Origin of the sequence: Veillonella seminalis (assembly GCF_003992065.1) — a bacterium.
Lineage (GTDB): Bacteria > Bacillota > Negativicutes > Veillonellales > Veillonellaceae > Veillonella_A > Veillonella_A seminalis.
The window spans coordinates 28,947-52,061 of record NZ_RQUZ01000003.1; the positions used below are offsets into that span (position 1 = coordinate 28,947).

The 23,115-nt window shown below is 44.3% G+C and carries 21 protein-coding genes; all 21 read right to left on the reverse strand.

From position 1 onward, the window contains the following. Positions 1–3: 3 nt before the first annotated feature. Positions 4–1,074 carry a glutamine-hydrolyzing carbamoyl-phosphate synthase small subunit gene (gene carA, locus EO126_RS02645; RefSeq protein ID WP_006555067.1) on the reverse strand — a complete coding sequence of 357 codons (1,071 nt, stop codon included), beginning with the start codon at positions 1,072–1,074 and terminating at the stop codon, positions 4–6. Then, a complete protein-coding gene (locus EO126_RS02650) occupies positions 1,071–2,360 on the reverse strand; it encodes a dihydroorotase (RefSeq protein ID WP_127007414.1) in 1,290 nt (429 codons plus the stop codon). The genes carA and EO126_RS02650 overlap by 4 nt, the downstream gene beginning before the upstream one ends. Continuing rightward, entirely contained in the window at positions 2,344–3,294 is a 951-nt protein-coding gene (locus EO126_RS02655) for an aspartate carbamoyltransferase catalytic subunit (protein WP_006555069.1), read from the reverse strand. Before EO126_RS02655 ends, EO126_RS02650 begins: the two co-directional genes overlap by 17 nt. Positions 3,295–3,580: 286 nt before the next feature. Beyond that, the gene (locus EO126_RS02660; RefSeq protein ID WP_127007416.1) at positions 3,581–5,653 is read right to left on the reverse strand and encodes a TonB-dependent receptor plug domain-containing protein; all 2,073 of its coding nucleotides are present in this window, start codon (positions 5,651–5,653) and stop codon (positions 3,581–3,583) included. A 365-nt stretch (positions 5,654–6,018) separates the two neighbouring features. Next, a complete protein-coding gene (locus tag EO126_RS02665; RefSeq protein WP_127007418.1) occupies positions 6,019–6,534 on the reverse strand; it encodes a flavodoxin family protein in 516 nt (171 codons plus the stop codon). 104 nt (positions 6,535–6,638) lie between these two features. Further along, positions 6,639–7,442 (reverse strand): ABC transporter ATP-binding protein, encoded by an 804-nt coding sequence (locus EO126_RS02670; protein WP_127007420.1) that lies wholly within the window; start codon positions 7,440–7,442, stop codon positions 6,639–6,641. Continuing rightward, positions 7,439–8,476 carry a FecCD family ABC transporter permease gene (locus tag EO126_RS02675; protein ID WP_127007422.1) on the reverse strand — a complete coding sequence of 346 codons (1,038 nt, stop codon included), beginning with the start codon at positions 8,474–8,476 and terminating at the stop codon, positions 7,439–7,441. The genes EO126_RS02670 and EO126_RS02675 overlap by 4 nt, the downstream gene beginning before the upstream one ends. Beyond that, positions 8,463–9,431 (reverse strand): ABC transporter substrate-binding protein, encoded by a 969-nt coding sequence (locus EO126_RS02680; protein WP_127007424.1) that lies wholly within the window; start codon positions 9,429–9,431, stop codon positions 8,463–8,465. Before EO126_RS02680 ends, EO126_RS02675 begins: the two co-directional genes overlap by 14 nt. A 4-nt stretch (positions 9,432–9,435) precedes the next feature. Then, positions 9,436–11,025: a heme anaerobic degradation radical SAM methyltransferase ChuW/HutW gene (hutW, locus tag EO126_RS02685; RefSeq protein WP_127007426.1), complete on the reverse strand. Its 1,590-nt coding sequence runs from the start codon at positions 11,023–11,025 to the stop codon at positions 9,436–9,438. 66 nt (positions 11,026–11,091) lie between these two features. After that, positions 11,092–11,493 carry an ExbD/TolR family protein gene (locus EO126_RS02690; protein ID WP_006555077.1) on the reverse strand — a complete coding sequence of 134 codons (402 nt, stop codon included), beginning with the start codon at positions 11,491–11,493 and terminating at the stop codon, positions 11,092–11,094. A gap of 4 nt (positions 11,494–11,497) precedes the next feature. Beyond that, complete coding sequence (locus EO126_RS02695) at positions 11,498–12,112, reverse strand: MotA/TolQ/ExbB proton channel family protein (RefSeq protein WP_127007428.1); 615 nt, start codon at positions 12,110–12,112, stop codon at positions 11,498–11,500. A gap of 227 nt (positions 12,113–12,339) precedes the next feature. After that, the gene (locus EO126_RS02700) at positions 12,340–13,314 is read right to left on the reverse strand and encodes a helix-turn-helix transcriptional regulator (protein WP_127007430.1); all 975 of its coding nucleotides are present in this window, start codon (positions 13,312–13,314) and stop codon (positions 12,340–12,342) included. 132 nt (positions 13,315–13,446) lie between these two features. Beyond that, positions 13,447–14,208, reverse strand: a complete 762-nt coding sequence (locus EO126_RS02705) for an energy transducer TonB (RefSeq protein WP_127007432.1) — start codon at positions 14,206–14,208, stop codon at positions 13,447–13,449. A gap of 365 nt (positions 14,209–14,573) precedes the next feature. Further along, positions 14,574–16,097 carry a hypothetical protein gene (locus EO126_RS02710; protein WP_127007434.1) on the reverse strand — a complete coding sequence of 508 codons (1,524 nt, stop codon included), beginning with the start codon at positions 16,095–16,097 and terminating at the stop codon, positions 14,574–14,576. An 18-nt stretch (positions 16,098–16,115) separates the two neighbouring features. Beyond that, positions 16,116–17,060, reverse strand: a complete 945-nt coding sequence (whiA, locus tag EO126_RS02715) for a DNA-binding protein WhiA (RefSeq protein WP_127007436.1) — start codon at positions 17,058–17,060, stop codon at positions 16,116–16,118. Between the two features lie 137 nt (positions 17,061–17,197). Further along, entirely contained in the window at positions 17,198–18,547 is a 1,350-nt protein-coding gene (locus tag EO126_RS02720; RefSeq protein WP_127007438.1) for a gluconeogenesis factor YvcK family protein, read from the reverse strand. Positions 18,548–18,583: 36 nt separating this feature from the next. Beyond that, complete coding sequence (gene rapZ / locus EO126_RS02725) at positions 18,584–19,507, reverse strand: RNase adapter RapZ (protein WP_127007440.1); 924 nt, start codon at positions 19,505–19,507, stop codon at positions 18,584–18,586. A gap of 16 nt (positions 19,508–19,523) precedes the next feature. After that, a complete protein-coding gene (locus EO126_RS02730) occupies positions 19,524–20,324 on the reverse strand; it encodes a Cof-type HAD-IIB family hydrolase (protein WP_006555085.1) in 801 nt (266 codons plus the stop codon). A 305-nt stretch (positions 20,325–20,629) separates the two neighbouring features. Then, positions 20,630–20,713: a putative holin-like toxin gene (locus EO126_RS11180; protein ID WP_225723661.1), complete on the reverse strand. Its 84-nt coding sequence runs from the start codon at positions 20,711–20,713 to the stop codon at positions 20,630–20,632. 158 nt (positions 20,714–20,871) lie between these two features. Continuing rightward, positions 20,872–21,522, reverse strand: coding sequence for a hypothetical protein (locus EO126_RS02735; protein WP_006555086.1), 651 nt, complete (start codon positions 21,520–21,522; stop codon positions 20,872–20,874). A 187-nt stretch (positions 21,523–21,709) separates the two neighbouring features. Next, positions 21,710–22,972, reverse strand: a complete 1,263-nt coding sequence (locus EO126_RS02740; RefSeq protein WP_127007442.1) for an S-layer homology domain-containing protein — start codon at positions 22,970–22,972, stop codon at positions 21,710–21,712. Between the last annotated feature and the right edge of the window lie 143 nt (positions 22,973–23,115).

Below are 23,115 nucleotides of genomic sequence, written 5' to 3' on the forward strand. Positions count from 1 at the left end.
TTTCTATTTATATTCTTTCATCATTGCTTTGAATTCATCGAACAAGTACAGATTGTCAGTCGGTCCCGGCGATGCTTCCGGATGATATTGTACCGACATGATTGGCAAGCTGTTGTGACGCATACCTTCCACGGTGTTATCGTTCACACTGCGATGGGTAATCGTGATATCAGCGTCTTTTAAGCTGTTTTCATCTACCGCAAAGCCGTGGTTCTGAGAGGTAATGTACACGCGGCCGGTGCGAAGGTCTTTAACCGGATGGTTGGACCCGCGATGGCCGAAACGTAATTTATAAGTGGAGCCGCCAAACGCTAAGGACAATACTTGGTGACCCATGCAAATACCGAAAATCGGTTTCTTGCCGAGTAATTTTTTAATTTCTTCAACGGCGTAGCCGAGGTCCGAAGGGTCCCCCGGTCCATTGGATAAGAAAATACCGTCCGGATTGACTGCCAATACCTCTTCCGCCTTGATGTCAGCCGGGAAAATGGACAAGCGGCAGCCGCTCGCTTCGAGGGATTTCAAGATATTTTCTTTAACCCCGAAGTCATATACGGCTACATGGTATTCGGCGTTTTCATTACCGCGGAAACCTTGCCACTTGGTCGTTACCTGCATAACCTGGTCGGTCGGCAAATCCTGTTTTAACAACGCATCAATGCGTTCCTGCGGCGTATCTACCGGACAGATAACGCCTTTCATAACACCGTGGTTACGGATGTTACGAGTAATGGCGCGGGTATCTACATCATAGAGACAAGGCACGCCGTACGCACGTAAATATTCTTCAAATAAGCCTTCATTTTGCCAATTGCTTGGGAAGGTACAAAGTTCGCCCACAATCATACCGCGGCAATATGGTTTCGGTGCCTGTGCAATATCGCGGAACACGCCATAGTTGCCGATGAGCGGATAGGTCAATGTGATAATTTGATCGGCGTACGAAGGGTCGGTCAAAATTTCCTGATAACCGGTCATACCGGTGTTAAATACAACTTCGCCGAGGATTGGTCTTGCTCCCAAGAGCTTACCTTCGTATACGGAGCCATCTTGTAGTACTAATTTGCCTTTCACTGAGTCACAACTCCCTCTTTCATCACAATATTACCATCTACAACCGTTAATTTGGCTTTGCCTGTTAAGGTCATGCCGTCAAACGGACTCGTCTTACCTTTAGTATAGAATAAATTGCGGTCTACCGTCCACTCTTCATCGGTGCTGAAAACGGTAATATCGGCGGTTTTGCCCACTTCTAAAACGCCCGCATCAACGCCCATGATTTCGGCCGGACGAACGCTCATGAGATTTACAATTTCATCCAAGGTCAAAATGCCTGTTTTGTAAGTATGTGTCAAAACAGCTGCCAAGGATGTTTCAAGACCGCTGAAACCATTCGGTGCACAGCAGAATTCCACGTCTTTTTCTTCTTCCGCATGCGGTGCATGGTCCGTAATAATGGCGTCGATTGTGCCATCTTTCACGCCTTCCAAAAGGGCTTGACGATGGTCTTCGGAACGAATCGGCGGCGCCATTTTGAAAGCCGGATTATATTCACGCAAGAATTCATCGGTAAAAGATAAATGCTGCGCTGTTACTTCGCAAGTTACCTTAATACCTTTCTCTTTAGCGGCACGGATTTGGTCTACCGTATCTTTACTGCTTACGTGAGCGATATGAATGTGACCGCCGGTCATCTGTGCTAAGAGAAGGTCACGAGCTACAGCCATGTCTTCTGCTACGGCCGGACGACCTTTAACCCCCATTTCATAAGCTACGAATCCTTCGTGCATATGACCTTCATGAGTAAGACTTACTTCTTCGGCGTGGTCGATTACCGGTTTGTTGAACATGCTGGAGTATTCCAAAGCACGGCGCATGAAAGCGGCGCTTTCTACATAGTGACCGTCATCGGAGAAACCGACAACACCGGCTTCCGCCATGTCGCCCATTTCTGCCAGTTCTTTACCTTCAAGGTTTTTACTTACGGCACCGATAAATTCAACTTTTACAAGGCCGGTAAGTTCAGCCTGTTTTTGCAAACCGCGAACCAAAGCGGCATTATCTACTACCGGTTTGGTGTTAGCCATGGTAGCGATACGGGTAAAACCGCCGGCAGCTGCTGCCTGCGTACCGCTGTGGAAGTCTTCTTTCGCTTCCTGACCCGGTTCACGCAAATGCGTATGCATGTCGATGAGACCCGGTGTTACGATAAGGCCGGTTGCATCATATACATCAGCGCCGTCAGCACTTAAATTCTGACCGATTGCGGCAATCTTGCCGTCTTTCACCAAAATATCGGCTACTTCATGTTGTTGTTTTTTCGGATTTACAATGGTTCCACCCTTAATCAGCAAGTTCACTGCCGTCACCTCCTACAATCGTTAAGTATAATACAGCCATACGTACCGCTACGCCGTTGCGTACCTGTTCCTGAATGGCCGATTCATCGCTGTAAGCCACATCGTGAGCAATTTCAAGACCACGATTCATAGGCCCCGGATGCATAACCATCACATCGTCTTTGGCCAAGGCCAACACATTTTTATTGATACCGAAGATGCGTGCATATTCACGATTCGTCGGATATAAAGCAGAGTTAATACGTTCTAACTGAATGCGCAATACGTTGATTACGTCGGCGTCTTTAACCGCTTCACGCACATCGTAGTGAATGGTTACACCCATTTTGGCAAGTTCCGGATAAAGCAAAGTGCGCGGACCAACCAAGTGAACATCGGCGCCCATTTTGGTAAAACCGTAAATATCGCTGCGCGCTACACGGCTGTGCATGATGTCGCCGGCAATAACAATTTTTTTACCTTCCAAAGTGCCTTTGCGTTCGATAATGGAGTACATATCGAGCAAAGCTTGGGTCGGATGTTCATGTGCACCGTCACCGGCGTTGATGATAATCGGATCCACCACTTTAGTAGCGTATAACGGGGACCCTTCCGCACTGTGACGCATTACGATGGCGTCGGTACCCATGTACGATACGGTAAGCAAAGTATCGCGGAAACTTTCACCTTTCGCCATGGAGCTACCGCTCTTCGTAATATTAATAACGTCGGCACCCAAGTATTTCCCAGCTAATTCGAAGGAACTGCGCGTGCGCGTACTGTTTTCCATGAATAAGTTGATGATGGATTTGCCTTTTAACAAAGGATATTTCTTATCATCCGATAAGACGATTTTCTTCATTTTCTTGGCTACGCGTAATATAAGTTCAATTTCTTCCTTTGTAGCATGCTGTAAACCCAGCAAATGCTTGCCTTTCAAACTTACTTCTCCCATTGTCAGCCTCCTTAACTGAGATTCTCGGTTTATATAACAAAAAAAGACCTCTTGCCTGTGGCAAAAGGTCTATAGCAGACTTAGTGATACACCTATAGCAATATAACGATACAGGTGCCTACCATATCCTTTACTAGCCTCACAGGACTAACTTAAAAGGTAAATTGTGTGAAACGAACGGTCTCTCGTACCGCCCTTCTGTTTCTTCTTTTTATATTTTACCCGTCTGAAGTTAGCCTGTCAAGGTTAGTATTATGAAGTTCCGTTTATCAAAAAGTCATATCAATTAGAACTTAATTTCAGCCCCTACGCGCCATACACGGCCATACATGTTGAGGTCTTCCACATCCTTATCGAGGATGTTGTTTACTGCCACGAAGGCTGAGAAGTTTTCATTAAAATTACGGGTTACCGCCGCATTCAAGGTGTTGAAGGAATACAAATCGTAATTGGTGCTGCTGCGACCGCTCGCATTATACGCATAATCATGAGTAAAGCTGTTCCAAATTACACCGCTATAACCGGTCTTTTTATGATCATCGTAAACGAGCTGAACGGTGGTAATGGATTTGGCACGATTAAGTAACCGCGTATCCGTTGTCTTATCCTTCGCATCGATGTAGTTGTAGGTTGCTTTGAGGCTCAAACGGTCGCTCAATTTATGACCGGCTGTCAATTCGATACCGTTAATCTGTGCCTTATTCACGTTCACATACTGTGCATGGTAAACGCCGGTAGCCGCATCACGCCACTGATTGTAGTTGATGAGATTGGACACCTTATTGTTGTAGTATGTAATCTTACCAAAGGATTTACCGTGTTCCCCTTCCAATGAGAAGTCAAAGTTCGTGGATTTTTCCGGTTCTAAGTCAGGATTACCTACCACGTTAACCATGATTGGCCCCGGACTGTGCCACATATCCATGTAGAGTTCGGATACGGTTGGTGCTTTATAGCCCTTACCGTAATTGGCTTTGAAACGAAGATTATCCTTAATGCTGTAATTCAAACCGATATGCGGTGATACATTAGATCCGAAGGAGCTGTTGTGCTCATAGCGAACCGAAGGCTGAAGCATAAATTTATCCGTTACTTGCCATGTATCTTCTACAAAACCGGCATAGGAATTAACTGTATGGGCTTCTTGCGTTTTCACACCATTCGCATCAGCTTGGCCACCCAAACGAGTGCCGGAATAGTACACTTTGCGATATTCGCCGCCAAAGGTCAAGGTATGCGCATCATTGAGGTACATGGTATTCTGTGCATCCGTTACCCATGTGTAATACTTGGCTCGGTCATAATCGGAGCTCGGATACATTTTTTCCATCATGGCCTGTGCTACTTTGCTGAAACGACCTAAGAAAGAAAAGTCTACATTGTTGCTCATATCATAATCTTTTTTCAGCTGATTATAATAGGTGCGTACTTGGTAATCGTTCTTTTCCGTGGAGCCCGTATAAGTGGCACTCAAACCATAGCCCGTATTGTTGTAATGCTCTACCTTGTCTTTTTGCTGGTCATAGGCCATCCCGCGATTAAGTCCCTGCACATCAGCCAGCTCCGTACGAAGCTTTTCTTTGAAGTAATTAGCATCCAAACGGAGTTTATTCTTGTTAGCATTTTCAAAATCATAGGTAGCGCTGATATCAAAATTCTGACGATTGCCGAACATGTAGCGGTTGTAGCCTTCACTCCCCACTTTAGTGGCTAATGCTTCAGTTACGGTTAAAATATTCTGCGGACGTACCTTCGTAAATTGAGCGCCGGTAGTCAAATTCCAACGCCCCTGTTTACCGGAATCATAGCGATAATAATTATTCTGCTGCTTGGTGCCCGTATTAACGCCAACTGTTACGCCTTCTTTGTCCGGCAACTTGGTAATAATATTAATAACACCGCCCATAGCATCAGAACCATAAAGCGAGCTCGTAGCGCCGCGTACGATTTCTACGCGCTCTACTGTATCAAGACTCATGCGGCCCAAAGTATACACATTGGCCGTGCTGTCCGTATCTTCACCGGCAATGCGCTTACCGTCCACCAAAATGAGAGTATGTTTCGTGTCCATACCGCGGAGCATTACTTGGTTACCGGTCATGGCCGATTCAGCAAGACTCACATTATCTGCGAGCTGCAAGGCGGACACAAGGTCGGTAGCGCCCATGCGTTTCATATCTTCAGCTGTAACTACTTCAACCGCCTGCGGGGCCGTTTTCACAGTTTCCTCCGTCTTCGACGCCGTTACCACTACCATATCGGTGGCAAGATCCGCTGCCTGTACGCCGTATACAGGTGCTAATAAAACAGCCAATGTCATGGCATGCAACACAAGTTCTTTGGATTTTACTCTTTTCATCTCTAAACACCTCTAAATAACACAAAAAACACAAATCAACACGTTTCACAATTGCACATTACAAATCCCTAATTATATCCAGAACTTACCTTTATTTTTTGAAAAAATCTATGCATAAAAAATGACATAATAAGAGGACCTACCTGCACCAATACCCTACTGAAAACCGCTTGTGCCCCTATGCGCATCAACGACGGTTTAATTTGTGATATTCAGTGTTCGATAGGTCCTTACCTATTATGTCAATTTATTACACGCTATATGTATTCATTATTATGCTATGCTTAGCATATCCATAATGCCCTCACGATTCAAATCTACACACTGTACTTGAATCGTATTTACAACTTGGACGGCTTGCCGTATTAACCTAATTTTGCCAAAACTTCTTTAGCAAATGCCGCTGCATTGGCTAAATCATTTGCATCCGGATGAGATGCCGCTTGTTTATGACGTTCTTCGCGTTCGGCACTACGTCCGTGTGGATGACCATCCGGGAAGATTTTGAACATCATTTCAATGACTTTCGGATCTACTTTGCCTTGGCACATGAAAGTCCCTAAAGGTTCCTGACCGTTTGGCAAAAGACCGGTAGCGGCTACCATAGTCTCTTTGGCATGCGGCATCATAGGCGGTACACCTAAGGTAGCAAATAAAGCTACTTTTTCATTATCAATGCGTTTAAGCACTGCCTGAGCTGCTTTATCCGCATTCCCCTGGTCAGCCCAAAAGCCCATGAATACTACATCATATTGGCTTAAGTCAGCCGGAGCTTCATTAACCGGCACACATGGCGTACCTTCCGGCAAAACGCCCACAATTGCTTCGGCTACTTGTTTGGTATTCCCGGTGCGGGATGAATAAATAACAATGCTGTTCATCGAATGACTCCTTTCAGCTTATGAGAATAATTAAATTGGCTATGAGTAATATAACGCTAATATTGATTATGCCTTTATATCTAAAGAGTATATTTCTTACAGCCTTATTTTTTATTTCCTGTTTCATAGGGCACACAGATGGTATGTGTCTCACCGTCTATGTCAAGTTTGGTAAATACCATATTGACTTCATATAAATTGCTGAGAACTGTTTCCGTAAAAATCTCGTCTGCCGGACCGTCGGCCACGATTTGCCCTTTTTTCACTGCAATAAGACGATCGCTGTAATGAGCGGCATGGTTCAAATCATGGAGCACCATGATTATCGTAATACCTCGCGTGTGATGAAGTTTTTCTACCAACTTCATCAGTTCCAGCTGATACCGCACATCGAGGAAGGTTGTCGGTTCATCCAAGAGGAGAATATCCGGCTCCTGTGCAATAGCCATGGCGAGCCAAGCACGCTGCCGTTCACCGCCGGATAAGTCTTTAAGCGGTCGGTGTTGTAACTCGCTGAGCCCGTTTTCTTCAATCGCCGTTTGGACCGCTGCCACGTCTTCATTGGTAAGCGAACTGAACGGATTCTGATACGGTAAACGACCGCAAAGCACGAGATCGCGCACGGTCATATCCTGCGGGGCCTGTGCCGATTGCGGCAACATGGCAATCATACGCGCTACCGTTTTGGAATTCATGGATTGAATATCCTTGCCGTCAAGAAATACCGTACCGCCCAAAGGTTCCAACAAACGACCCAATGTTTTTAACACCGTCGACTTGCCTGAACCGTTAGGACCGATAATTGACACGATTTCCGGTTTATCAAAAACGAGTGATATATTTTTACCCACCGGTCGCGAAGGATAACCGATACCGGCTTTATTCATGATTAAAGTTCGTTTCGTCATGTGCGGCTCCTCCGTTTCAATAAGTATAGGAAGAACGGCGCACCCAAGAAGGATAAGAAAATACCTACCGGAATTTCAGCAGGACTGAATATGGTGCGCGCAAAGGTATCGGCACCGACTAAAAGACCTGCGCCGAACACAGCCGACGCGGGTAATAAATATTCAAAATCCGAACCTACGACGAGTCGCATCAAATGCGGCACAATAAGCCCTACAAAACCGAGTAAGCCCGCTACACTCACGGAGGCAGCTGCTAAAATGGCCGCCAAAAGCACTAAAATAATACGCGTTTTTTTCAAATTAATGCCCAGAGATAAAGCTACTTCTTCGCCCATTTGCAAGGCATTCAGCTTGCGGTAATTCCAAATGGCACCTACCAAACCGATAAGGCTGTATGGCAACACAATCCACACATAGGTCCAACGTGCCCCGGCAAAACCACCGGCCAGCCAGTTTACTACGCCCTGAATTCGGTCCGGAAACATAACGGATAAGGCCGTCGTACCACCGCCGAAGAAAGCAGCCACAGCAACCCCGGCCAAAATGAGACGCAAAGGGTTAATACCGCGGTCCCAAGCCAGAATAAATACAACCGCCAAAGCCACCAAAGCTCCCACAAAGGCGGCCAAAGGTACCCAAGCCGTTAAAGCAGGTGCTAAAATCATAACCGCCATGGCCGCCACCCCGGCACCGGCTGTTACACCGATAATCCCCGGATCTGCCAACGGATTATGCAGTACACCTTGCAAAATACAACCGGCCAAGGCGAGATTCATGCCCACCAAAGCAGCTGCAATCACGCGGGGCAAACGTAAATAATATAAAATACGTTCCGTGTCGGGATTGCCCTGCCCCTGTAACACGGCCATTAATTCTTGCCAACTGATAGGCACGGCACCATACATAAAACCAGTTATAATTACAAATACCAAAAAGATGCCGGCTATAAGATATGTCAGGCGGCGTTTGTTTTGCCGCGAATCATGGTAGGAATGATGTGTTGATGAAACCGCTTCACTATTACGGTGCGTCATGAGCCGCCTCCTTTCCGTATAAATCATCATACATAATTGTCAGCGCCTCACTGATGCGCGTACCCGGATTAGCCGCAAATAAACCGCCGGATAAATAATAAATCCGCTGGTTTTTAACGGCACTCACATCCGCCCAAGCGGAACTATTCAGCATTTCCCGTTTAAATACGTTTACACTGTCCGATTTAGGCGACATGCTGATAAAAAAGATAACTTCCGGATCTGTTTTTACCACATACTCCATACTGAGCGGCACGTAATCACCGTCAAGCCCCGTTGCCATATCGGCAATATTATGGCCTCCCAGTAACTCCAACAAATTGCCGCTGAAGGCTTTACCGGTTGCCATGCTGAAACTGCCGGGAGCGCCGAAAATAATAAGACTGCGCGGCCCTTTTTGTTTTTTAGTGTCATCAACAAGCTTATTATAATTCGCCACCGCTTTATCAGCCGTTGCTTTCGCAACATCCGGCTGATTCGTAAGTTCGCCGAAGAATGTGAGCGTCGTCACCACATCATCATAAGTATCTAAATCGTTAATGTATAAAGGAATGTCCGCCTGTGCCAAAATGTCACGTAAACTCGTATTAAACGGCACATTTATGCCGATAACGAGATCCGGATGAAGTCCGATGATTGTCTCAATACTGGGACTGTGAAGTGTGCCGACTGACGGTACATCTTTCGTTTTTGCCATAATTTCTTTGGAAATATATGACGATGTAGGTTTGCCGACTACCGTACCACCTACGGCATAATACATGTCCAAATTCGATGAGTTCAAAATAACGACACGCTTAGGATGCTCAGGAATAACGATGGTTGTACCGGTCGCGTCCGTAACCGTGCGCATCGGTACTTGCGTGTTACCTTCATGAGTTAGTGAAATCCAACTCGTCAAAGCAATGACACAAACGATTACGATAGCCACGGGAACCAATAAATAACGTTTCAACCGGTCACCTCATTTCCTTAGAAATGTGCCCCGGATGTCCTCCCATTGGAGGATGCCCTTTCGGCATTTCTGCAGGATGACCTTTGATCATCCCTTCCATATGATTTTTTTGCATAGCACCGGGATGGTCTTTAGGAATGTTTCCCGGATGACCTTTTGGCATTTCGCCCGGATGACCGCTTGATTTGCCCTGCGTATTTTGGGCAGCAATATTTTCATGAAGCATGGTCGACTCACCGGTCAATAAATATTGAGCCAACTCAATCGTTGTCTGCGTCAAATTGACATGCCAAAATTCGCCGGCTATGGTCAATTTATACACAATACCGTTATGCTCACATAAACCGCGTTCACACCATACATCGAATAACCATTTTAATTCTGCCAAACGTTCATCATAGGCAATTAACGGTTTCAAATCGAAGTAGCAATGTTCCAACTGATCCACAATAATATTGGCCATCTCCTGAAGCGGTGACTGTTTCATGAGCACCATAAACGGCTTTTGCCCCGCTTCCACCATGTGCTCATAAGCACCGAGTGAACGATGTAACATCGTTGCATAGCCACCTACATTGCCGCCTGCACCGCAGCCTAACGGAAACATCGGATACCCGCGTTTGGCCATGCTGTTATATAGACTGCGTTCTCTTGATGAACGGCTCCAATGACAAGCGCTGAGACGACGATAGTTATACGTATCAACGAATGCACGTGCTTGGGCATACATAGTCGCTTGTTCACGAGTTGTTGCCGCCGGTGACACCTTGCCGTTTTTAATAGCTGCATTTAAATCGCTGTTTTCAAACACATTGAGCTGATACAAATCCATCCCGTCAATCGGTGCCGCTTCCAGCATTTCCAAATCTTCTTGCCATTTTTCCGGCGTCTGATCCGGCAAGCCGTAAATCAAATCAACCACCAAGGCACATTGATTATACTCTTTGAGCTGACGGAGTCGCTCTAAAATTGTTTCTCGATCATCGAGGCGTCCCAATTGGCGACGTATTTTTGTGTGAAAAGACTGCACACCCAGTGACATACGATTAACGCCGTTGGCGAACCAGGCATCCATTTTTTCAGGCACCACATCGTTAATACGGCCTTCCAAAGTAAGTTCGTAATCATTAGCCAATGGCAGACACTTTTTAATCGTCTGTAAAAGACGAGCCGCATTTTTGGCCGACAAGGAAGTCGGTGTGCCGCCGCCGATAAACACAGTCTGAATCAAACCGTCTTTTAACCGGCGCTGCGTTGCATCGCTTTCCAAATCTTGAATTAATAAATCTATATATCTATCTTCCGCCGACTGATTAGCCGCGTTTTGAAAAAATCCGCAATATAAGCATTTCGTCTGACAAAACGGAATATGAATATACGCCGATTGCAGTTGCCCTTTTACCGGTTCCGTTGCCATGACCTTTTGCCATGTTGCTTGTGCTTCCTCCGGGCTTAAAGGCCGACCGTTGAGACCGGCGTGAACGACACGCTTCGCATCAAAAGCCTCCATCAACGGATTATCCGTTGCCCGTCCCAATTGCATGAGCCGCTGCTCGAGGGACATTTTTGCAAATAACTCTTCCGGTTTCATCATAAACTAAATCCTTTCCACAATCTTTAAGCTCGCGACCTTCTATGTTAAACTTATTCGGCTTATTAGTTATTTATTGGTAGCACCGATGGAGAATTTTTTGATTCCCGCACTGCGCACCGTATCCATAATGGCCACCACTTGACCGTGAGCGGAATGAGCATCGGCTTGAAGCACCACTGCCACCTGCGGATTATCCGCCTGCTTAGCCGAGAGCACTTGCTTAGCATCCGTCAAACTCAACGGTTTGCCGTCAATCACGATATGCCCTGCCGTATCAAGCGTAATAATAACCGGCACCTGTTTCTGCTGCACTGCCGCCTGTGCTACGGGAAGTTGCACATCCAATGACTTTTGTGCCACCGTTTGCAAACTGTTCATCATAAAAAATACGAGTAAAAAGAAAATAATATCAATCATAGGAATGATCATAAACATTGGTTTTTGTTTCAGTCCGAATTCCTTGAACATAGTATCACCATTCCTTCTTCATGGCATTGACCATGGTCAAACACAATTCTTCGGAGCGAATCACGAATTGATCCAGACGATGACTGAAATAGGTATAAATGGCAAACGCGATAATCGCCACACAAAGTCCCGTTGCGGTTGCAATCAATGCTTCCCCGATGCCGCCCGTAATGGCCGCCGCACCGCCGCCGTTATCGAGTACACCAAAGGTTCCGATCATCCCCGTAACCGTGCCCAAGAGGCCCAACAGCGGTGCTACCGTAACGATTGCACTGAGATAATCCAAATAGCGCTTAAAGGACGAAGTTTCAAACGTCATCTGCTCCATAAAGGCATTTTTCATACTTTGTTCCGATTCTCGATTACTGCAACCGGCATGCACTACGCGACTGATAGACAGCGGAAATTGCTGACACAATTCGTCAATTTCACGCCAGTTACCGGCTTTGGCACTATGATACACACCATGTGCAAAACCACGGCCGCCTTTAGTATTCAATCTGAAAAAATACCAACGTTCAATCCCGATAGCTACGGTAATCATAGACAATACCAATAAAGGATACATTACCAAGCCACCGGTCACAAATAAATTAATGATATAGCTTATACTTTCCATTATAATGGCCTCCTTAAGCCCTAGCAAGCGAATTCAGTATGCTATACCTAATCGCTATACATTAGATGATAACAAATCTTAATCTCAATAAACTACCCCAAAACGGCCAAAGCAATCCAATAAGACATTTAATCCAATCAGTTTACGAATTAATTTAAAATTCCACGCCTATTAAAATGACTCATTTATTGAATTATTTTAAAGCCTTATAGCAACAAATCAGCCAATTAATTGAGCAGTTTATTTTTAACGCGATATTCGCGAGGATTACAGCCCATAATCTGCTTAAAAGCAAATGAAAACTTACTGCCGTTTTCATAACCCCACCGATTGGCAATCGCTAAAATCGTATCATCCGTCTTAACCAAATCTTTAGCGGCAAAGTTCATACGACACCGCTTTACATATTGGTAAATCGTAATACCGTACACCCCTTTAAAACAACGTTTTAAGGCTGTCATAGATATGCGATGCCGATTGGCCAATTCCTCAATGGTATGATGATTGCCCAAATCGCTGTAAATTTCATCATGAATTCGTTTAATTGTCTCCACCTGAGCCCGTTCAAAGTAAATATGCTCCTCTCCTGTCTCACCGGTCAATGTTCCGAGTAACACGAAAATTTCAACGCATTTTATGCGAAGATATACCTCGGGAAGCACATCGGGCACATTATATAGATCCATGAAAAGCTCTTTTAAACGGCCCGTATCTTTAACCAAACCTACATTATTACCGCTACAAAAGCGATTGCATACTTCTTCCAAATCGATACTGTTTTTGCCAACAAACGTATCTACCGCCGCCTGTGCTTTCGGAACATACACAGCCAAAGAAAGTCCTTTGTAAAAACCGGTCGGAAAATACGAACTGTGACGGAAGTTGGTACAGGTCTTCCAGCCTAACGAAATATCGCCGTCGTTCATGTATAAACATTTGCCGTTTTCAAAAGAGCATTCAATACGCCCGTCTTGGCAAAAATGGATTTCAAATAAACCGGACATAGGTTTCGCATTATGTGTAATCCGCTCCATCACCACGTCATTATAGATGATATCAATACCGTCAAAAACAGGCTGACTGATCATGCGAGCATAACCGTTTTCGTCCTTGCGCTCATATACTTTACGATTGTGCAAAACCTCGAGCAAACGAGTGCCGGAATCTTGCATTTTATCCCTAATCGATTCTATTAATTGCATATTCCCTCCAAAATGCAAAAAGACCTTTCTGTCTGTACGGATTCGTTATAACCGCTATAGGTTATTCATCATCTGTACTTACAGAAAGGTCTTTACTCTAAATACTTGAGAATTAATATTAAATAAATACTGTTAATTTGTCAAGCGAAAACTAATAGGCACATTTACCGTAACGCTTTCGCCGGTTGGATTATGATACGGTGTTGCGTTGTAAACCGCTTTTAAAGCCGCATCAGCAAGTAGCGAATTTGTCGATGAAACCACATCGGCCGACACCAAATTGCCACTGCTATCAAGGGTAACCTGAATTGTTACGTCCCCTTCAATATTACGCCGTATTGCTACCGGCGGATAGGATTTATTGGCATTAACAGCACTCCAAAAACCGTCCGTATCAAACGGTTCCCCCGGTGCCACGCCCGGTTCATCACCGTTACCGATACCGCTGCCTTCACCGCTGCCAAGGCCTTCCCCAACAGGACCACCCGACTCATTCGAGCCTTGGCCGATACCGTTAAAACTCGTTCCGGCACCTTCATACGCTCCCGGTATTGCCAACGTGCCCGTGCCCGGTGCTACAACGGATGCCGGTGCTACTGACTGCGGTGTTTCAGAAGGAGTCCCGCCACCGTAACCGCCGGCCGCCGGATTCGTATGTTGACTCACCGCGGCTACTCGTTGACTCACATCTTCGACCGCCAACGGTTTGGGAAATTCAACTTGTTTTGTTATTGTCTCTTCCTGAGCTGCGGGGATTGATAAATCAATCTCATAAGCATCGGTTGCCGCCATTTGACTCATGTGATAGCCGATAACGCCTAAAGCGACAGCGGCTATTAAATGAAAACCAACCGAACCGATTACTGCTTTTCGCCATATTAAAACTTGTTCCATATTACCACCTTATCCGATAAATCCGCGGTTAAATCATATTTGATGCAAATTTCAAAATAATTTTTACACCGGGAATTATGAGAACATTACTCAATAAGCTAATAATAACAGGGATAATTCTATACTTCTGCTCCAAAAGGACATTTAATTTTCAATTTTTAATCCCGCCTTTAAAATTTCTTCCTTTCAAGACCGATTTTTACTGTGTTCAAAGGCTTTCATACATGCAAAAAGCGTAACCTTTTCAGATTACGCTTTCACTACAAATTAAACTACAATCTATACAATTTAATTTTAACCAAGTCCAAGAAATTAAAGTAAACCTACCTAAATTAAACAGAATAATCTAAGTAAATCTATTTCAGCTATGCCTGCGGCACCAATAAGAACTGAATAGGTAAATTGGAAGCACCGGCCGGCATGAACTGAATGGTCAACAATTTACCGGCTTTATAGGTATTGAAATACTGGGTATCCTGTGTTGTATTATAGCCCAAGAATAAACGAGCACCGGTCGGTACATTATAGATTTCAGACGTACCGTCATAGGTTACTTTAAAAGAACCGGCATAGGCTCCACCTAATGGATTAATATAAAGCGCAAAGTCGCGATTTCCCATAGTAGGAATCGTCACTTCATAGCTGACACCGTAGTTACCGCGATTGGTCACGGCTGTACCGGTTACCGCCGCAGCGGTGCTTACATCACCTGTAGCACCGGCAACACCGGCAGCACTTCCAGTACCTGAAACATTGGAAGCTGCATTTGGTGTCAATTCATCAACGCCTTCCACGAAGGGATCTTCACGGTCATTAGCCACCATAATTGATACAGGACCTAAGGCACTGTCAAACGGTTGCATTAAGGTTAAACGACGCTGCGCCCCCACATATGTGCCGCGCAAGGCTACTTCATCCATCGGCAAGGTTTCCGCCATCAACGAACCGCCCAAAGCCGGTGTATCAAACGGCAACATCATTACTTTTACATACACGGGACCGGAAGACGTAAAATCAAAAATTCCGGAGAACAAGTCATCCTGCGGAATCGGAATCTTATCGAGTTTTGAAAAGAACGCTTGTTTGCCGCCCGGCGCCAGCGTCACCGTATCAAGCACGGTTGGTTTTAATTTAGCCTCAGCCTGAGCCTGCTGACGAACTTCTTTACGCCAAGCCTTTACAGCCTGTTCACGCTGTTTGCCCACTACGTCATCGCCTACTTTGACAGCTTCATCGTCACCTCTTTGGTCGGCTACGGCCATCTTCTCAATCGCGCCGTCCTTATTGGCCGTGGCAATATTAGCTGTTGCTGTATTTGCTACGGCTGTATCGGCCGTTGATTTATCGGTCGTGGCGTTATCGGCAATTTGTTCAATCGTATCCTTCTTTGCGGTTACTGTCGGCACCGGTACTCCGGCTGCCTCTGCCGACCGTTTTCGCTGTGCTGCCGGTTGCCATTGACGATTTGTGCCCACGTATGGAGTATCCAAATCTTCCCGTGACAATTCACTGCCCACTACAAAATATTCGCGATTAGGTTTGGCAAATACTTCGCGATGTACCGTTACATCCACATTCTTCTTAGACGTATTTTCAAGTACGATGGCAATCTTCTGCGGTTCTTTCATTTCATTAACATGATAAAAATACACACGCCCCGTACCGTCGACGGTACCGGCTGCCAATACACCCGGTTTATTTACATATTCAGGACTGTCGGAAAAAATCAACGTATCTTTTTCTTCAGTCAAAACTACGGGCAAAGGCGTAAAAGTAGTGGTCTTAAAATCCACCGTTTCCGGCGGAGCCCCCATTACAAAGCCCAAACCGCGTGTCCATAACGCTACTAAGACGGCAAGCCATCTGTATTTATTACGTAATAATTTCACTGAATTATTCCTCTTTTCCTAAATAAATTCTTCCAAGCCCATAGGCTCATAGGACAAGGCAAGTTGTTCCAATTTACGGAAACGATGCCCTACACCGGATTTGGAAATATGACCACCCAAAAGGTCAACAAGTTCCCCCAAGCTGGCATCCGGATTATCCAGACGCACCATAGCCACTTCCAAAAGCTTCGGCGGCAAATCGCTAAGGTCTTGATGTCGCTCGATGATACGAATACTCTCGAGCTGACGTACCGCCGCATTGACCGTTTTTTGCAAATTGGCAGTTTCACAATTTACCTGTCGATTAATCTGATTACGCACCGTTTTCACGACACGCACTGTTTCAAATTCCATAAGGGCGGACTGAGCCCCCATGATCTGCAAACAATCCGTTACCGCATCGCCTTCCTTGATGTATACCACATAGGAATCTTTGCGCTCCGTAACGCGTGCCACGATATGAAACAGTCGCAGTACGCGCACAATTTCATCGGCAAAATGCTGATTACTCGTCATAAATTCCAAGTGGTAATCACTTTCCGGCTTATTGACGGATCCACCACCTAAAAAGGCACCGCGTAAAAAGGCACGACGACCTTCCATGGTAGTGAGCCATTCCGCCGGCAAATCCGTATCCATCGGCCATAAAGCCATGTCTTCTAAGGCCTCACGCCCTTCTACAGTCGGCTCTACCGTCAAGGTATACACATTCTTTTTGCGTAAATTCAAGCCGCGCCGAATGAGGACGGACGTATGCAAGGCATAATGTGCCCGCAAAATAGATAAAACACGACGTGCTACCGCATTATTTGCCGTAACCAACCGAATTCCCACACGCCCCTGACTGCCCAACAAAAGCGAACCGCCCATGCGCAACAAACAAGAGGCTTCTACTTTAGCAGACAAACTGTCTTCATTCTTATACTGACACAGTTCGTTTTTTACATCTTCTGCAAACGACATAGGTGCCTCCCTTCTCTTCTCTCAAACTGCTGCCTATATCGGCAACAGCAGGCTCTACGCCTTATATACTCTCAAAAGTTCTTAATAAGCCAATAGCAGCTGCACTTAAGGCAGCCGCTAATATCTGCAATACTTAATTAACGATCCTCACGTTTCAAATAATATTCCAAAATATGAGGTTCCAAGCCGGACTGCATGGCGTAAATAACGTCCATAACAATCTTGCCGAGACGTTCCGGATCGTGAACTGCCGTTTCCGGATGTTGAATGAGACCTGCACGAACGGTGCGCACGCCAAGGCTTGCCAATTTATCCGTATCCACCTTCACCGGTTCGGTCCCTACCGCTTTATACTTCTCGATAACCGCATCATCAAACGGCACATCGTTGACGATAACCGTATCCACGATGCCAAGGCCGGCCATTTTTTGCAACGCCGCCACATGATCGGCCGCCGTAAAACCGTCGGTTTCCCCCGGCTGTGTCATAACATTACAAATATAAAGCTTTGGTGCTTTCGAAGCCTTAATGTGCTCCGCAATTTTATCAATCAAAAGATTCGGCATAATACTTGTGTACAAGCTGCCCGGTCCCAAGATGATAGCATCCGCTTCATCAATAGCTTGCAAAGCAGCCCCTTGTGGTTGCGGTAAAGCAGGCTCCGTGAAAACACGTTTAATGCGTTTTTGCACGGTCGGAATCTGGCTTTCACCGGCCACAATCGAACCGTCTTCCATTTCCGCCATGAGTACAATATTCTGCGTTGACGCCGGAATAACGCGACCGCGCACTTTTAAAATCTTACTGGATGCATCGAGCGCCTTATCTACATCTTCGTCAAGAATTTGAGTCAATGCAGTCAAGAATAAATTACCGAAACTATGTCCGGCTAAATCGCCTTCCCCACCGAAACGGTAACGGAAGAGCTGTTCCATAAGGCCTTCTTTTTCCGCCAAAGCTACCAAGCAGTTACGTAAATCGCCCGGTGCAATCATTTGAAAGTCTTCGCGCAAGCGCCCGGACGAACCGCCGTCATCCGCTACGGTTACAATAGCCGTCAAATTGGACGTATGGGTTTTCAAACCGCGCAGCAAGGTGGACAAACCGGTACCACCGCCGATAACAACAACTTTAGGCCCTTTGGCCATGCGAATATTTTGGAAAATATAATCACCCACTTTATCCGTATCGGCCGGAATAATAGCACGCACTACGGCACTGCCTACCTGCTTAGTGCCGATTGTCATGAGCACGATACCGATTAAAATGGTGATAAAACCGCCGGTCGCCAATGTTGTGTAATTATAGGAACCGGTTGTTTCATATAAAACTTGTAAAAATAAATCTTCAAAGTATGACAGCCATTGATAATTAAGCATCAAGGCCACACCTACGATTACGAGCAGCATGCCAATACCAAACACAACCAGCCATCGTTTTAATTTAAGGCCTGGTGTGAGCCACCGGAATCCTGACATATGTATCATTTGAATTCTCCTATCTAGAGCGATAACGCTACCGAGTTATTTAATCTCAGCTGCCGTTACCTCACGAGGATTACAATCCTCTTCTACATTATTTTTAAACATATCCCGATGCTCAATTGTTGCCCGATACCCTAATGTTTGAACATGATTATACAAAGCTTCCGCCATGGCTACGCTGCGATGCATACCGCCCGTACAGCCAACGGCCACCACGAACTGACTCTTTCCTTCTTTTTCATAATTAGGCAATAAAAAGTCCATGGTCGAAAACATAGTACTTAAAAATTGTTCCGTCACCTCGAAAGAATTAATGTATTCATTAACCTGCGGCACTCGCCCCGTTTTATGACGAAATTCCGGATTATAGTACGGATTCGGTAAGAAACGAACATCCCATACCATATCTGCATCAAGAGGAATACCGTATTTAAAACCGAAGCTTACAACGGACACGGCAATGCCCTGTTTCTTTTCTTCCAATTGTGAAAACTTCTGACGCAAATAGGCCTTCAATTGGCTTGTTTTCATATTGGTCGTATCAATAATATAGTCTACACGCGGGCGGATAGAATCAAGAATCTTACGTTCCTTTTTAAGACCTACCGTAATACGTCCGTCCGGAGCCAACGGATGACTGCGACGGCTCTCTTTATAGCGTCGAATCAATGTCTCATCAGTGGCATCCATGAATACGATTTCATAAGGAACCTGCATTTCTTTAAGAGATGTCAATGCATCCGACAAGCTTTCAAAAAACTGACCGCCGCGAATATCCACGACCAAGGCTACTTGATTGATACGATCGCTTGCTTGACGGCATAAATTACTGAATTTAGGAATTAAAACGGGCGGTAAATTATCTACACAGAAGAAACCCATATCTTCCAAGGCTTGCATTACCTGTGTTTTACCTGCACCGGACATACCTGTCACAATGAGTAATCTAAACGTACCTTCCACAATGAGTCTCCCTTCTTTATAAAATATGCGCCTCCAACCAATGTGCCACGCCGTCATCCTCATTGGACGGACACACTTCGTGAGCCACTACTTTTACATTATCATCGGCGTTCGCCACAGCTACAGCTGTACCCGCGTATTCCAACATGGAAATATCATTTTGCGAGTTGCCGAATGCCACAACCTGCTCCGGTTTCAGCCCTAAGTCTTCCACCATATGAGCCAAGGTGCTGCCCTTCGTACAATTCATGCTGTTAATTTCTAAAAAATTCGGCTTACTGCGCACGATTTCTACCTTACCTGCAAAAACACGATTCATCTCCGCTTCGATTTCCCGGATTCTCTCAGGTTTTGCAATAAAGAGTAACTTATTCGGCCCTTTTGGCGGCGTATATACAGCATCGCCGATGTACACCGGCTTGGCTCCTACACCTTTTTCATACATACGCGATTCTTCCGTTTCATGATGAACGAGAAGCTCATCATCCACATAGGATTGCACATACCAATCATTGGCTTTAGCCAATTGCAAAATCTCTTTGGCTACCGCTACATCTACTGTCTGTTCCCATAAATTTTCACCCGACTCGATGCGTTGCACCAAACCGCCGGAAAATAAAATCATCGGCAAGTCGCCCATATCCATGGCGTGCCCCACAGGACGTGCTGTCTGATACATGCGGCCCGTTGCAATCACGATATGAATGCCCTTGGTCTGTACCTTTTTCAAAATACTTCTTGTATAGTCTGAAATTGTATTATCTTCTCTCACTAATGTATCGTCTAAATCAATTGCCAATAATCGTATATCTGTCATAGATACCTCACAATCCGATCTAAATTTCTGTTTATAACCCCATTTTTCTAATTTAAAGGGTTATTATTAAGTATACCACATCTGGTGAACTTATTCGACTTTTGTCAATTTTCAAAAGCTATCATGCTATTATGAAATCAATACAATTATAAAACTTATTTCATATTTGTCATAACTTGACGAAAATGGAATACATGATATACTGAAAGTACAAAGAGAGCTATTAACGTGTGTAGGCGTTAGGATCATCTAAAGTATATGAACGGATACACCTAACGTATGAAGTACGGCAATACTTCTGGGCGTTAGGTGTATTTCTTTAATGAAATAATTAGCACTATAAGAGTAGCAAAACCAATCATTAATGATATAGCTTCGTATACTGTCATAGTATCACCACATTTCGGTGATGAACCTAACTCACGTTAATAGCTCTGAATATTATTATAGCACTATGAATTTAAGAGTTAATATTTCAAATTCATAGTGCTATTTTTTCTTTCATTAGATTATAATCAATCCCAAGATTTATCAAATGACAGAATCATTAATTATTTTGCATAGCCGCTTTAGTTAACGTCATCTGATCGAGTGTAAATTCTCTATCGGCAAATTTGATGCAAGCCTTTTTAAAAGCACGTTCTGTACTGCTTGTACCGGCAGCATTTTCCTTAACAATATATTTTTCGTTATACACATATTTATCTTCTTTAACAGAGTAAATAAGGACTGTGTACAATACGGTGACTTCAAATTTTAACGGTGAAAAACCGAGCCAAGCGGTTTTTACTTTAGAATCGGTGATTCTCGCATTAATCAATAATACATAATCGGAATTTGTCTGCTGTGCCATTTCATTTAATTCCTTTTTCTTCGGCACATAACCACGACCCAAAGCAGTATCATCAGGATTCAAATCGTTTTCCAATAAGTATTCTTCAAATACACTTTGGCTTTCAGCCATATTAACAGGTGATAAATTTTTATGTTTAGCTAATTCACGATCAATAGCTTTATATAAAATTTCTCTGGCTTCTGTTTCATTGCTCACCCCTGCATTCCCTACATACACGAGTGGCATAATTCTTTCTTTGCTACCGCTATTATAATAAGCGGCAACATCAAAGGCATTTGTTGTAAATACAGCCCCAACTAAAACGAAAATCCCCATCATTAACAGTGAAAAAAATCTCTTCATAAATAAACCTCCTCTTACCTAAAAAGTGAAAATACCATAATAATTAATTCGACATAAAATTTCAAAATCCTTTATAATTATAAATTTTAATAATGAAGTTTATTCATTTTAAACACAAAAAACACCCACCTCCCGAAGGAAGTGGGTGTCTTATTTTCACTACTTCTTAATTCTGTTTTACAAGAAATTAGAATTTGTAGTTTAATTCTGCACGGTAGTAATCGCTCAAGTCATTACCGTCTTGGTCTTCAGCTGCAAAGCCATAGTATGCGGATAAACCAACATTTTTAGCTAATGCATAGTCAACAGTTGCTAACCAGCCTTTATAGTTTTGAGATGCAGGCTGATTCCAAGTGGAGCTGAATACAGGAGCTTTTTCAGCTAAATCAAAGTATTGAGCTTTAACATCCCAAGAACCGGCTTCTTTAATGTTGTAGTTACCGAAACCGATACCTGCTACCCAAGCGTCATTGCCGCCTTCTTTAGCATCTTCAGCAAATGTAGCGTATTCGCCACCAATCCAAACGTTTTTGAACTGGAAGTCAGCAAAACCGCCATAGATGTCGAAACTGTCGCCATCTAAATTATAAGCACTTGCAAATTTAGAACCGTTATTGTTAGCGAATGCATAGAAACCACCGATAGTGATGTCATCGCTAAGTTTACCTTGAGCCTGTAACAATGTTACGGAAAGGTTATTATCAGCCGTTGCAGCAGGTACACCTTCAATAAAGTAACCGTAAGCTGCTAATGCGCTGAATTTACCATTGTCGTATGCCAAAGCAGCACCGTCAAAAGTATCATCATAGATTAAGCCGTTACCAACGAAGGCGCCGAAACGACCAGCTACAGCCGTAGTGTCTTTACCGAATTTGTGTGCAACATAAACACGGTCAGCAGATACGGAAGCACTACCAGTGTTACCAAATTCATTCGAACCTTTAATACGAATAACTGCAGAAGTATTTTCGTTTACTTGAGCATTGAATTGGATACGACCACGATAGTCAAATTTGGACTTTTTGCTTGCGTTAGTTTTGCTGAACTGGCCTTCCTTTTCATAACCTTCGTATTTCAAACGAACGTCACCAGTAACTTTTACGTTACCAACTTTGTTTTCCAAAGTAGCAACACGAACGCCCAAGTTGTTTAATTCGCTAGCAAATTCATCAGCCAAACGGTTGATCATAGCTTGTTGTTCAGCGTTAGCACGAGCTTCGTTAGCCATAGCTTTAGCTACCATCTGAGCCATTTCGTAACGAGTGATGTTGTTCTGGCCTTTGAAAGTGCCATCTGGGTAACCGTTGATTACACCAGCTGCTGCCAACTGAGCTACGCTCTGGTATGCCCAATCGTTAGGAGTTACATCGGAGAATGGGTTTGCTGCGAATGCAGTAGTTACGCCAAGTACAGCAGTTGCTGCAAAAATAGCTGCAAAACGTTTTTTCATTGTAATTACCCCTTTCGGTAAAAAACAGAAAAAAGAAATAAAATAGCAGATGGCATCTCATTTCATTCTTCATGTTTCTTTACTCATGTAATATACAATGGAGTGTCCATGTTTCCTCACACCTTATTACATTTTCTATCAAT